The following is a 12,044-nucleotide window of genomic DNA, read 5'->3' as shown; positions in this document are numbered from 1 at the left end:
TGATCTGACATTATTTTTCAATTGCTAAAATTATAGCTAAATTATAGTCAAAATCAAGTGATGCGGAATGCCCCTATAAAGTTTGCTTGCTTGTGTTTAGTGTTCGCTGTCATCTCAATTAACAGTTACTTCATCATAAAAATCAAAGCCTTCCCATATGAAGTATTCTTTGTTGTCAGCGAGGTAATGCTTTGCTGTATTTTCATATTGCTATTAGTTGCTATGATCAGTAAGAATTATCATTCTATGCAATATGAGCGCCTCTTTAATGAACATCCCATTCCCATGTGGATCTACGAAAAAACATCTTTGCGTTTTCTTTCTGTGAATGAAGCCGCTGTTCAAAAATATGGTTATAATAAAAGCGAATTCAGGCAACTAACGTTGAAGGATATACGTGAACCGGAAGAAGTGCTGAACTTTATGGAAAATGTAACAGAACGGTGTAATGGCGCGCAATACAGAGGCATCTGGAAACATCGCAAAAAGAATGGTGATAATTTTTTTGTGGAGATATATTCGCATCCAACTATCTACTATGGTAAAGAAGCCCGTTTCATTATGGCTAAAGATATAGATCAGCAGGTAAGGTCCGCTAAGGAAGCACATGAATTGGGCGTGCGTTATGAATTGCTGACACAAGCCACCAATGATGCTATCTACGATAAAAATCTGATCACGAATACCCTTACCTGGAACCATGGTCTGTTAAACCTGTTTCACCATAATGAAGCAGATGCAGGAACAGATCTTGTTCAATGGTGGCAGAACAACCTACACCCTGCTGATAGTAAAAGGATTTTAACTTCCCTCGATGAATGTATCCTGTCCGGTAACAGGTACTGGTCAGAAGAATATCGCTTCCTGTGTGCCGATGGCTGCTATAAATATGTTATAGACCGTGCCTTCATTGTGTACGAAAATGCTTGTCCGCTCCGCATGATAGGCATGATACAGGACATAGACAAACATGTAAAACAAGCGCAACGGCTCGAAGAGCAGAACCAGACATTGAGAGAAATAGCATGGATTAATTCACATGAAATACGCCGGCCGGTTGTATCTATTTTGAGTATAGCCGGATTGTTTGATAAAAGCAACCAGGATATACATCTCAATTCCCGCCTGATGGAATGGCTGCACGAATCCACTAAGCAACTGGATGCCGTTATTCATAAGATAGAATACAAAGCGAAAGACATAAAATAATCTTACACTTCACAAGGCATAAAACGATTAAAATCGTCCTTTAGTTCCTCATATAATTTCTGGAATATTTGCATGCGGTGTTGCATGGTATGAAAGTCGTCTACAGGTCTGTCGTCATGCACCACCTGTGAAGGTGAGTCAGATATTTTTTTAGCGCATTGTTTAATGTCGTGATACATTTCGTCTGCAACTTCCCGTTGACGTAGAAAACGGTTTTCAAAATGCTCAACTTTTGTCATTACATCCCGGGGTGCATTACTGAGTACAGTTTGTTCCAGCCTGTCACGCATCATTTTTACATCTCCTCTTACATCATTAACGATCCCTTTCCAGGAATTGATCTGCTCGTGCAGATCTGCAGGTGAAGTGGTAATTTCCATGGTGTATTGATTTATCAATTAAAATGATGATTAATAGTTATTCATCATACCAAACGCTGTTGTCAATATCCATATCAATATTATAGCAAAGACCTATTCTAAGTTACAATCTTTTTCTATTCCGCCGGCAAACTTTTAGCCTTCTTTTTCCAGATAAATACTAAACTCCGGAAAAAAAGCCATGGCTTCCAATATGCCACCAGCTCCTGTCCGCAATGCCTGTAATACATGCGGCATAGCAGCGGTCCGGGCTACCAGTTCCCGCTCAGCATCACCCACTACAACACCTTTAAATCCTGTTTCATACATAGTGTAATCATTCATAGAATCTCCGGCCACTAATACTTTATGATGTGGTAATGCCAGCACCCCTAGCAGCTGCTGTAAAGCGTACCCTTTATTCACCCCTTTAGGTAATATATCAAGGTATTTCCCGGCAGATAAAATTAAATCACATTGCAAAGCAGCAGCCACTTTTCTGGCGCCTTCAATATCCGTAGTTTCATCATAATAATAAGAGCAACGATATTGCTGCTGTGCTTCCTGGTGCAACAAACCTTTCACATTTTTCAATGTTTCACGAACATGATCGCCAGGCCAAAGCTTTGCAATCCCCGATTGTACAGGTTCTACTGCCATCAATGTAGGCAGATGCGTAACAGTGGCGCCTACATCGCAAATAATATATTCAGGTTTTGGCAAGGAGGTGTTTTCCAGCAATTTGAGTACACTACGTATACCCCTTCCCGTTACAAACACCAGTCGTATATCTTCATTATTATTTAATAAAGTATATAGTTTATCTTTATCTTCCTGTGTACCTCCTAAAAAAGTACCATCTAAATCTGTAGCTAATAACATTATAATTTCTCTATCGTTGCTGATTGATTAAGGTAATTTGTTTGTGTGGGAAATGCAAATTCAATTCCTGTAAATGCTAAAAAAAGAGATCAGCCTTTAAGACTGATCTCTTTTTGAATATAATGGGTTAATATATGACGATGTGTATGATTAGCTCAGCATTGGTATATCCATCAGCAAAAACTCTGCCGGTTTAATCACTTCTATACTAACTTTATCATAATCAGATAATCCAATAGCATCGCGTGTTTGCAGCACTTCACCATCCACCTTCAGTTCTCCACTGAGTAAAAACAGGTAACTACCTATACCAGGAGCTTTCGGCGTGATATCTAATTTTTTTCCTGCATCAAATTTACCTAAAGAAAACCAGGCATCCTGATGTAACCACAGGGCATCTGCCTGATGGTCTGGTGAAATCACCACCTGCAATGCGTTTTCGCGGGCAGCAGGATCAAAGGTGCGTTGATCATATCTGGGTATTACATTTCTTTCTTTCGGAATCACCCATATCTGCAGAAAATTAGCATCTTCTGTTTTAGAGGCATTAAATTCCGAGTGGGTAATGCCAGTACCTGCACTCATGATCTGCACATCATTTTTACGGATAACTTCCTGTCTGCCGGTGTTATCGCGGTGTTCCATTGCACCATCCAGTACAATAGAAACAATTTCCATATTGTCGTGCGGGTGAGCGCCAAAGCCCATTCCACCCTTTATTGAATCATCATTTAGTACACGCAACGCACCAAAATGAATCCTATTGGGATCGTAATAATTAGCGAAACTGAATGTATGATGACTACTTAACCAACCATGGTTGGCATACCCTCTGGTATCTGCACGATGAATGATTTTTTTCATAACTAAATCTCCTTATTTTATACAATGCAAAGATCGGTATAAACGCAAGAGGATAGAATGGATGATATGTTGAAAAGCATGGACAAAAAAATACGAATTACAAATGACGGTTACCCGTAATTCGCAATTCGTAATTCATAATTTTACAGATCAGATCTATACCAAAACAGCATCCATAGTGATGTCTGTATTCAGCAGTTTGCTGATAGGGCAATTTGCTTTTGCATCTGCTGCATATTCAGCAAATTTAGCAGCATCCAAACCAGGTACGCTGGCTTTTACTTCCAGGTGACTGCTGGTAATAGCGCCATTGTCTAAAGTGATAGTACATTTGGTATCAATGTTACCGGGAGTAAGGCCAGCACCAGAAATAACAAAGCTCAGTTTCATAGTAAAGCAACCTGCGTGAGCAGCTGCAATCAGTTCCTCAGGGTTAGTACCTACGCCATCTTCAAAACGGCTGCTATAAGAGTACTGGGTGCTATTTAACACGGTAGATTGTGAAGTAACAGTGCCTTTACCTTCTTTGCCGGTACCTTGCCAATTGGCAGATGCGAATCTTTTCATGTTTATAACTTTTATTTTTTTCGTTAGAGAAATCAGTGCGGAGGCTCAAATTACAAATTAATTGTGAATTAAAAAGCCGGACGATTTTCATCGTCCGGCTTACATTTTATTCCTGGCAATTGATCCCTATATCATTTCTACCAATTCTGCTATTGGCTTACGTACTTTTTTAGCATGTTGCATCACATCATCTTCCGCTCTGAATCCTATCGCAGCAATTACTACTGTAGCAAGGCCTTTATCTTTGAGTCCTAAAATTTCATCATATTTTGAAGCATCAAAACCTTCCATCGGACAAGCATCAATGCCTTCAGCAGCCGCTGCGGTAAGCAGGGTCCCTAAAGCCAGATAGGCTTGTCTGGAAGTCCATGCAGCTGCACCAGCTGCATCTAAACTGTTTACCGTTCCCTTCATCATGCCGGCAAATCCTGCCAGGTCTTCCGGATTTATCTGACGCGTTGCCGCAATATTATTCGTATAGTCATCTACGTGAGATTCCTGCAAATTTGCATACCGGGCAAACACAATCAATTGTGATGCGTCTGTAATCTGCGGCTGATTCCAGGATGCTGCCTTCAGTTGCTCACGCACTGCAGGGTTTTCCACTACCAGTATCTTGTAAGGCTGCAAGCCATACGCGGAAGCCGACAATCTTGTAGCAGCCATCAGGCCATCCAGTTGAGCGGCACTCAGCTTTTTGGTGGTGTCAAATTTCTTAACGGCATAACGCCATTCTAATTTATTGAGAATATCCATATTATTTGAAATTGCAAATTACGAATTGCGAATTACGGATCAACCAGGAGATCTTTGCGAATAACCGTAATTCGCAATTCGTAATTCGTAATTTTTTATTATTGTTTTATCATTTGCACATTCGCCAGTAACTTCACTTCATCACTCAGTAATAAACCACCGGTTTCAGTTGTTGCATGGAAAGCGAGACCAAAATCTTTACGGTTAATTTTACCGCTCAGTTCAAATCCTGCTTTGGTCTGACCATATGGATCTACCACTTCGCCACCAAATTCTACATTCAATTCAACCGGACGGGTATTATCACGGATAGTTAAATCGCCAATCAGTTTAAATGTATCTGCATCTACTTTTTTAACTCCTGTAGATACAAATTTCAGTTTCGGATATTTCTCTGCTTCAAAGAAATCGCCTGTCAGCAAATGCTGATCACGCTGCGCGTTTTGCGTAGAAATACTGTTGATATCTGCTTCGAAAGAAATATTCGCAGTGCTGAAGTCACTGTCAACAGTTTGCATAGTACCATCAAATGTTGCAAACTGACCGGTTACGGTAGTGATCATCAGATGCTTTACTTTAAATTGTACATCACTGTGAGAAGGATCAATTTTCCAGGTTGTCATATAGTTTATTGTTTTAGTAATTGTTAAATATTAGTTTAAGAAACCCATTTTACCGGCGTTATAATCATCTATTGCTGCGCTGAGTTCATCTTCTGTATTCAGTACAAACGGACCATATGCAAAGATGGGTTCATCAATTGGCTCTCCGCTCAGTACTATCATGGTAGCATCTTCCAGGGCAGTGATGGTAATATCTGTCCCATCTTTTTCAAACAAAACAGTTTCTACTGATTTAGCTGACTGACCGTTAAAATCTGCTTTACCTTGTAACACCACGATAGCGGTATTAAAATGCTGCGGAAAAGCAACTGTTACGTTATCACCTTTTTTCAAATGCACATCAAGTACATTCAGGGGTGAAAATGTGCTGGCAGCGCCTTTATTTCCTTTAAATTCTCCGGCTATTACCCTTACATAACTTTCATCTCCCACCTTCACTACCGGAATTTCTTCTTTGGTCAGGTTTTGATAAGCGGGTTTACTATTTTTATACGCTTTGGGGAGATTTACCCACAGTTGGGCCATTTCCACCTTACCACCAAGTTTGCTGAATGCTTCACTAAATTTTTCATCATGTACTATTCCGGCTCCGGCAGTCATCCACTGTACATCTCCGGGGTTTAGTATGCCATGGCTACCAGTAGAATCACGGTGTTCAAATTCACCCTGGTACACAATAGTCACCGTTTCAAATCCTTTGTGTGGATGTGCGCCTACACCACGGGGCTTATTAGTAGGTGGTATGTAGTTGGGTGCACCGTAATCCATCATAATAAAAGGACTAATCCTGTTATTTTCAGAACGGGTGCCGCCTGGCAAGGTACTTTGTACCCTGAATCCATCGCCCACCATGTGAGGGGCTGCTGCAATTACAATTTGACTTACATGTTTTTGTGTGTTCATATTTATTGCCTCCTAAGACAACACAAAAGTACATGTTGCAACATCAATTAAGAATGGATTAAACGCTGCTAGTGATGGACTTTTTTAAAAGCCAGGGGAAATTAAGCTTGTGAACTCACAGAACGGGAGGCTTCCTTGAATTCGGAAGGGCTTTGGCTGGTGTATTTTTTAAAAAACCGGCTAAAATAGTGGGGATCGTCAAAACCGAGTTTATAGGCTATTTCTTTGGCAGTAAGATCTGTATTATACAAATACCGCTGTGCTTCCAGGATCACACGATTACGGATATGTTCTCCTGCTGTAATACCGGATAATTGTTTACTGATCTCATTCAGCAACACCGGTTTGATATGCAGGAGGCTGGCGTAATCTGATACCGTTTTCAATTCAAAGTATTTCTCTTCTATCAGGTTTTTAAATTTCAGAAAGATAGAACTGTTATGCATGGCATGTTGTTCCGGGGAGATGCCTACATTTTCTCCCTTAATGCGCGAAGCCAGTACCAGGAAGTAACGTAGCAAACCATGCAGGGCCATTTCGTATTCGGGTTCACGCATGGTCAACTCTTTCATCATCAGGCGTACTATCGCATCAATGTCCTTTTCCTGTTCATCGTTCAGCGGTATTACGCTGCTGAACTGATTATTGAAAAATAAGCCGGAGTTAATGCCAGATACCTGCGTCTGATCTTTCAAACACATAAATGCATCCTGGAACGCAATCATGTATCCCTCAATCTTTTCGCTAGCCTGCAGATTATGTACCTGGCCGGGTGCCACAAAAAACAAGGTATTCTTTTTTACCTCATGGGTAACTGCATCAATGGTATGCAGGAGCTTACCTTTTTTGATCCAGTAAATGGTGTAGAAATCGTGCCGGTGCGGCACACCAATATGATTGAAAAAGCTGTTGCCCAACTCACAAAGGCCAGACACTACAAAGCTTGGATCAGCATGTGTGTATTCCGGTAAGGAAACAATCCCTATATTTTCACGTTTCTCAGCCATCTATTAAGGTTCCTGCTGGTTCTTCCTCCCTTTCGGAAGGATCAATATATTCAATGATAAAATTATTTCTGCCTTCTCCCACCATAATGCCCATATGCTTCATCTGCACCAGTTCCAGCATACTGAGGAACAGGAAAATGGCATGCACACGGTCTTTACAATGATCAAATATCTTTTCGAAAGATAACGTTCTTTCTGCCCTGGCCAATTCTTCCATATACATCCTGGAACCTTCCATGGTATAATCGTACTTATATACCACGTGCTGGGGCTTATTATCTCGCTCTTTCATGCGCTGCATCACCTTTTCAAAAGTTTTGGTGAGCTTAAAGAGCGTGAGGGTTTGCACTTCAGTGCCTTCACTGGTTACTTCACCGATCTCTGCCAGTTCTTTGGCGATGTTACCGCGCTTGATCTGCAACATACGATCCGCTTCCAGTTCGGCCAGCTCAGCCGCAGCCAGTTTGTAGCGCTTATATTCAAGGATCTTATCAATCAGCTCCATACGCGGATCTATTTCATTTCCCTGCTCGTCTACCTCCTTGCGCGGCAACAGCATTTTGGCTTTAATACGCATGAGTGTGGATACAAAGAGAATAAACTCACTAGCCAGCTCAATATTCAGCGTTTCAATATGATGGATATAAGCCAGGAAATCCTGCGTCAGCGTATTAATGGGAATATTATAAATATCCAGCTCATCACGTTCAATGAAGAACAGCAACAGGTCAAAAGGACCTTCAAATTGCGGTAATTTGATCTTATAGATAGGTGCTTGTTCGCTCACGTCGTATTTTTTAGATTCCCAATACGACACTGCTGCATAAAACAGCAGCGCCATCTATCAAAAATAACAAAATTCCGGCTAATCAGAACTTAGCCGTAAATCCGACCCCTATTACCTGCTTGAGCTGTAACCGGGGACCTTTTACGCCAGTAGTCTTGTTTTCAAATACTTTTACTTTATCGTCATATATCATATCAACGGTGAGTAAGGCGGAAATCCATTTGTTTACCTTCAGTTCCAACGCGTTGGTCATGAAAACAGCAATGTTTCCCGGATGGTCCAAATAATTTGAAAAGAGATCCAGCCTGCCTTTGTATGTGACGTTCTTTCCAATTGTTTTAAGATAATTAGCGGAGAGATAAGCGCCTAATTCATATTTGAAATGTTTACCGCTATCTACGCCATAAGCGCTCTGTGAAGACAAATAATTATCCATCACAAATAACAAACGGGTAGTGGCCGGAGAAAGGAACAGGGAAAAGGAATTATCAGGTTTATAATCAAACCCCGGAGAAATCAACACATAAGCCGGCGCAAAAAATTTGGATGATAACTGAGGAGTGGTATCAGCCGGATATAGAAAACCGTCTGTAAATTGGGTACGCAGGTTCACTAACCCGCTTGCATACCAGTTCTTACAAATCTCATAACCGTACTTTGAGGTAAGGTCTATGCGGTCATCACTTTTCCGTCCACCCAAACTCGTAGTATTGATATATCCGTATGCCAGGTCCGCCACGTTATCCCAGGAATGCCGCCCTTTTTTATAGAACGCCCACGCATATACGTTGGAACCGAACGAGAGAGAGAAATTATCACCCCCTGCAGCCCAGTTGCTCAGTGATCCCTGATTGATATTGATGTTCAGATTCAAACCTTTTCTCCACAATTTTGGAATGGTGTCGTTATCATCTTTTTTTATTTTTTTGCTTGCTTCTTCGCGTGAAGTCTTCATCCAGTCGGTTTGTGCGTGCGTTGCCATAAAGCATAATAAGCAACAGGCAATGGATAAAGTGAATTTTTTCATCAATTTATTTTTTAAAGATTAGGATACATAACATTCAGATCTCCTCTTATAAGAAGAAATCTGAATGAGGGTGTATAGCAGAGAATTATTTTGACTTTCTTAATTCGTCACGGATTTCCATGAGTAATGTTTCCTGTGCTGTAGGTGCTGCAGGAGCAGGGGCTTTTTTATCAGTAAGTCTATTCATGAACTTCACCAACAAGAAAATACAAAAAGCAATGATCAGAAAATCAATCACGCTTTGGATGAAGGCACCATACGCAAATACATTGGCACCTGCTTTCTTTGCTGCATCCAGCGTTTTAAAGTCTGTCCCTTTACTGGAATCCAGATACAGGAACTTGTCGGTGAAGTTAGCACCACGCAAAAAAATACTTACAATAGGCATCAATAAATTGTCTACCAGCGATGTAACAATCTTACCAAATGCAGCTCCAATGATCACACCCACAGCAAGATCCATTACATTGCCTTTCATGGCAAATTCTTTAAACTCTTTAATGAACGACATAATGCAAGGTTTTATTGGTTAAAATAAGTGTACAAAAGTAGCGTATAATCACTGAAGAGATTAATTATTAATGCATTATTTCTTTAACCGGGGGTATTTCATCTTCAGCGATTTCAGTGTATCCCTTAACGTTAGTGCAATCACATATTCTTTGTACCAGTTATGATCTGCCGGCACAATAAGCCACGGAACATAATTACAATGGTTGATCGCATCTTCGTAAGCATCCATATATTTATCCCATAGCTTAGCTTCTGCTAAATCATTCTCATTATACTTCCACATCTTGCGCGGATCTTCGGTACGCTCTGTCAGCCGTTGTTGCTGTGCCTCCTGTGATACGTGCAGATAACATTTGATGATCTGCGTGTTATTATGCACGGATAGTAGCTTCTCGAAATCATTGATAGCTTCCATGCGTTTATAGGCAGTCTTATCATCGATCCAATTGTGTACCCGCTGAATTAAAATATCTTCATAGTGCGAACGGTTAAATACCTGTATTATTCCTTTGCCGGGAGCATGCAGATGCACACGCCATAAAAAATCATGATCTGTTTCTTCGGATGTAGGGGTTTTAAAAGAATGTACCAAACAGCCTTGTGGGTTCAGGGTACCGGTAACGTTTTTGATAACACCGTCTTTGCCACTGGCATCCATACCTTGCACCACCAGCAACACACTGTATTTATGCTGTGCGTATAATAGATTCTGCAGCTCATCCAGTTCAACCAGAATATCCCCGGTTTCCGCCTTTATTTTTTCTTTATCCAATTTTTTTGGTGCGGTGGTGCTGATAGTTGACAACTTGATCTTGCTCATGTATTTGCATTCTTATAAATAAATTTAACAAAATCAACTCAGAACTGTTGCAATAACACGATTTATATTTTGTTGGAATATCCATATACCTGCACCTTTGTAGCTTCAAAATGTCTTTATGAACCAACGTTTCACTCACTGGGGAGTTTTTCTGTTATTGTCGCTTACCTGGGGCAGCTCCTTTATACTGATGAAAATAGGACTGGAATCATTCACTCCATATCAGGTTGCCAGCTTACGATTAGTAGCAGCAGGTATTGCGCTGTTTCCCTTTTTTCCGAAAGCGATCCGGCAAACACCTCCAAACAAAATTCCGCTTATTATACTGTCGGGAATCCTGGGGAATGGTATCCCCGCTTTTCTGTTTTGCCTGGCCGAAACCGAGATAGACAGCTCACTGGCAGGCATTTTAAATGCACTAACGCCATTGATGGCGCTATTGGCAGGCATTGTATTATTTAAAAGTCCTTTTAAAAAAGCACAACTCACAGGTATATTCGTAGGGTTGTTGGGGGTGGTTTTCTTATTTACCTCCAAAGGTATCAATACTAATACGCATTGGCATTATGGCCTGCTGGTGATATTGGCCACCGTGAGTTATGGTGTAAATATCAGTATGGTGCATCATAAGCTGAAAGACTTTGGCTCCCTCCATCTGGGATCCATTGCCATGTTTTTTTGCGCAATATTTACCTTTCCTGTGCTGTTGTTCAGTAATTTCTTTCCTCCATTCACACAGCCCAATGCGCCATGGCGTTCACTTTCAGCCGGTGTTGTACTGGGAGTAATGGGCACTGGTGTAGCGGCAGTATTATTTTTCCTGCTAATCAAACGTGCAGGATCCATGATGGCCTCTATGGTGGCATATGCGTTACCGTTAGTAGCTATAGGCTGGGGCCTCGTAGCCAAAGAGCCTATTACCTGGGTACAGGTATTGTGCATGGGGCTCATCTTATTTGGGGTATATCTTGTAAACAGAGCCAACAAACCAGCTGTTAGCCGTTAGCTTTTAGCTAAAAAGAAAGCGGAGATATCAGCAGACCTAAACCTGCTGATATCTCCGCTTTCAAAATTTTATACTAAAGATCAATAGTTGCTTAAATCGCCATGATCTCTTTTTCCTTCGCTTCGCAATGTTTATCTACCAACACAATATACTTGTCGGTCGTTTGTTGGATTTCTGCTTCGGCATCCTTTGCAGTGTCTTCACTCAGGCCGTCTTTCTGTAACTTCTTAACCCCTTCAATACCATCACGGCGAATATTTCTGATGGCGACCTTTGCCTGTTCACCTTCATTATTCACCCTTTTCACAAATTCTTTCCTGCGTTCTTCGGTTAATGGCGGCAGGAATAAACGGATAATCACCCCATCATTCTGAGGGTTGATACCGATATTAGCTGCTATGATAGCCCTTTCAATAGGTTGCAGCATGTTCTTTTCCCAGGGTTGTACCGTCAGGGTGCGGGCATCAGCAACACTCACGTTAGCTACCTGGTTCAATGCAGTTGGCGCGCCGTAATAGTCTACGTAAATGCCATCCAGTATTTGCGGATTGGCTTTTCCAGCCCTAACTTTAGTCAGTTCCGTTTCCAGGTGCCCGATTGCTTTCTTCATCGAGTCCGCTGCTTCATCAATGATAAGCGTTAGATCATCTTGCATAACATAAATAGTTAAGTGCGTGCAAACCTACAGGTTTTCTTTTAATCATCAAAGAAACGCGCTCAA

At 41.1% G+C, this 12,044-nt stretch carries 15 protein-coding genes; 2 read left to right on the top strand and 13 right to left on the bottom strand.

What is annotated here, in order from left to right; all coding sequences use genetic code 11:
• Window positions 1-222 precede the first annotated feature (222 nt).
• Window positions 223-1,209 carry a PAS domain-containing protein gene (locus CLV51_RS05115; protein ID WP_158266932.1) on the top strand — a complete coding sequence of 329 codons (987 nt, stop codon included), beginning with the start codon at window positions 223-225 and terminating at the stop codon, window positions 1,207-1,209.
• Window positions 1,210-1,211: 2 nt separating this feature from the next.
• Here the strand turns inward: CLV51_RS05115 and CLV51_RS05110 are convergent, their stop codons facing one another.
• From CLV51_RS05110 to CLV51_RS05055, 12 genes are all read right to left on the bottom strand, one after another.
• Window positions 1,212-1,589, bottom strand: coding sequence for a hypothetical protein (locus tag CLV51_RS05110; protein WP_106526918.1), 378 nt, complete (start codon window positions 1,587-1,589; stop codon window positions 1,212-1,214).
• 135 nt (window positions 1,590-1,724) lie between these two features.
• Window positions 1,725-2,450, bottom strand: coding sequence for an HAD-IIB family hydrolase (locus tag CLV51_RS05105; protein ID WP_106526917.1), 726 nt, complete (start codon window positions 2,448-2,450; stop codon window positions 1,725-1,727).
• 150 nt (window positions 2,451-2,600) lie between these two features.
• Window positions 2,601-3,314 carry a pirin family protein gene (locus tag CLV51_RS05100; RefSeq protein WP_106526916.1) on the bottom strand — a complete coding sequence of 238 codons (714 nt, stop codon included), beginning with the start codon at window positions 3,312-3,314 and terminating at the stop codon, window positions 2,601-2,603.
• 156 nt (window positions 3,315-3,470) lie between these two features.
• Window positions 3,471-3,881, bottom strand: coding sequence for an OsmC family protein (locus CLV51_RS05095; protein ID WP_211301937.1), 411 nt, complete (start codon window positions 3,879-3,881; stop codon window positions 3,471-3,473).
• Between the two features lie 126 nt (window positions 3,882-4,007).
• On the bottom strand, window positions 4,008-4,637 hold the full coding sequence (locus tag CLV51_RS05090) for an NAD(P)H-dependent oxidoreductase (protein WP_106526914.1): 630 nt from the start codon (window positions 4,635-4,637) through the stop codon (window positions 4,008-4,010).
• A gap of 98 nt (window positions 4,638-4,735) precedes the next feature.
• Complete coding sequence (locus CLV51_RS05085; RefSeq protein ID WP_106526913.1) at window positions 4,736-5,260, bottom strand: YceI family protein; 525 nt, start codon at window positions 5,258-5,260, stop codon at window positions 4,736-4,738.
• A gap of 30 nt (window positions 5,261-5,290) precedes the next feature.
• Window positions 5,291-6,163 (bottom strand): pirin family protein, encoded by an 873-nt coding sequence (locus CLV51_RS05080; RefSeq protein ID WP_106526912.1) that lies wholly within the window; start codon window positions 6,161-6,163, stop codon window positions 5,291-5,293.
• A 101-nt stretch (window positions 6,164-6,264) separates the two neighbouring features.
• Complete coding sequence (locus CLV51_RS05075; RefSeq protein WP_106526911.1) at window positions 6,265-7,170, bottom strand: helix-turn-helix domain-containing protein; 906 nt, start codon at window positions 7,168-7,170, stop codon at window positions 6,265-6,267.
• Window positions 7,163-8,011, bottom strand: coding sequence for a segregation and condensation protein A (locus CLV51_RS05070; RefSeq protein ID WP_106526910.1), 849 nt, complete (start codon window positions 8,009-8,011; stop codon window positions 7,163-7,165). The genes CLV51_RS05075 and CLV51_RS05070 overlap by 8 nt, the downstream gene beginning before the upstream one ends.
• 28 nt (window positions 8,012-8,039) lie before the next feature.
• A complete protein-coding gene (locus CLV51_RS05065; protein ID WP_106526909.1) occupies window positions 8,040-8,984 on the bottom strand; it encodes a DUF3078 domain-containing protein in 945 nt (314 codons plus the stop codon).
• An 85-nt stretch (window positions 8,985-9,069) separates the two neighbouring features.
• Complete coding sequence (gene mscL / locus CLV51_RS05060) at window positions 9,070-9,495, bottom strand: large conductance mechanosensitive channel protein MscL (RefSeq protein ID WP_106526908.1); 426 nt, start codon at window positions 9,493-9,495, stop codon at window positions 9,070-9,072.
• Window positions 9,496-9,570: 75 nt separating this feature from the next.
• Entirely contained in the window at window positions 9,571-10,317 is a 747-nt protein-coding gene (locus CLV51_RS05055; protein WP_106526907.1) for a PPK2 family polyphosphate kinase, read from the bottom strand.
• Between the two features lie 118 nt (window positions 10,318-10,435).
• On the opposite strand from CLV51_RS05055, the gene CLV51_RS05050 reads away from it, so the two are divergent.
• Window positions 10,436-11,323, top strand: a complete 888-nt coding sequence (locus CLV51_RS05050; RefSeq protein ID WP_106526906.1) for a DMT family transporter — start codon at window positions 10,436-10,438, stop codon at window positions 11,321-11,323.
• Window positions 11,324-11,414: 91 nt separating this feature from the next.
• On the opposite strand, the gene frr is transcribed toward CLV51_RS05050, so the two are convergent.
• Complete coding sequence (gene frr / locus CLV51_RS05045; protein ID WP_106526905.1) at window positions 11,415-11,978, bottom strand: ribosome recycling factor; 564 nt, start codon at window positions 11,976-11,978, stop codon at window positions 11,415-11,417.
• Between the last annotated feature and the right edge of the window lie 66 nt (window positions 11,979-12,044).

It is taken from the genome of Chitinophaga niastensis, assembly GCF_003014755.1.
Lineage (GTDB): Bacteria > Bacteroidota > Bacteroidia > Chitinophagales > Chitinophagaceae > Chitinophaga > Chitinophaga niastensis.
Note: the sequence above shows the minus strand (reverse complement) of the source record. Positions and strands in the feature narration are given on the sequence as shown.

Excerpts from the sequence above, each read along its gene's own strand:
- CLV51_RS05115 (WP_158266932.1), top strand. The coding sequence starts at position 223 with ATGATCAGTAAGAATTATCATTCTATGCAATATGAGCGCCTCTTTAAT.
- CLV51_RS05110 (WP_106526918.1), bottom strand. The coding sequence starts at position 1,589 with ATGGAAATTACCACTTCACCTGCAGATCTGCACGAGCAGATCAATTCC.
- CLV51_RS05105 (WP_106526917.1), bottom strand. The coding sequence starts at position 2,450 with ATGTTATTAGCTACAGATTTAGATGGTACTTTTTTAGGAGGTACACAG.
- CLV51_RS05100 (WP_106526916.1), bottom strand. The coding sequence starts at position 3,314 with ATGAAAAAAATCATTCATCGTGCAGATACCAGAGGGTATGCCAACCAT.
- CLV51_RS05095 (WP_211301937.1), bottom strand. The coding sequence starts at position 3,881 with ATGAAAAGATTCGCATCTGCCAATTGGCAAGGTACCGGCAAAGAAGGT.
- CLV51_RS05090 (WP_106526914.1), bottom strand. The coding sequence starts at position 4,637 with ATGGATATTCTCAATAAATTAGAATGGCGTTATGCCGTTAAGAAATTT.
- CLV51_RS05085 (WP_106526913.1), bottom strand. The coding sequence starts at position 5,260 with ATGACAACCTGGAAAATTGATCCTTCTCACAGTGATGTACAATTTAAA.
- CLV51_RS05080 (WP_106526912.1), bottom strand. The coding sequence starts at position 6,163 with ATGAACACACAAAAACATGTAAGTCAAATTGTAATTGCAGCAGCCCCT.
- CLV51_RS05075 (WP_106526911.1), bottom strand. The coding sequence starts at position 7,170 with ATGGCTGAGAAACGTGAAAATATAGGGATTGTTTCCTTACCGGAATAC.
- CLV51_RS05070 (WP_106526910.1), bottom strand. The coding sequence starts at position 8,011 with ATGGCGCTGCTGTTTTATGCAGCAGTGTCGTATTGGGAATCTAAAAAA.
- CLV51_RS05065 (WP_106526909.1), bottom strand. The coding sequence starts at position 8,984 with ATGAAAAAATTCACTTTATCCATTGCCTGTTGCTTATTATGCTTTATG.
- mscL (WP_106526908.1), bottom strand. The coding sequence starts at position 9,495 with ATGTCGTTCATTAAAGAGTTTAAAGAATTTGCCATGAAAGGCAATGTA.
- CLV51_RS05055 (WP_106526907.1), bottom strand. The coding sequence starts at position 10,317 with ATGAGCAAGATCAAGTTGTCAACTATCAGCACCACCGCACCAAAAAAA.
- CLV51_RS05050 (WP_106526906.1), top strand. The coding sequence starts at position 10,436 with ATGAACCAACGTTTCACTCACTGGGGAGTTTTTCTGTTATTGTCGCTT.
- frr (WP_106526905.1), bottom strand. The coding sequence starts at position 11,978 with ATGCAAGATGATCTAACGCTTATCATTGATGAAGCAGCGGACTCGATG.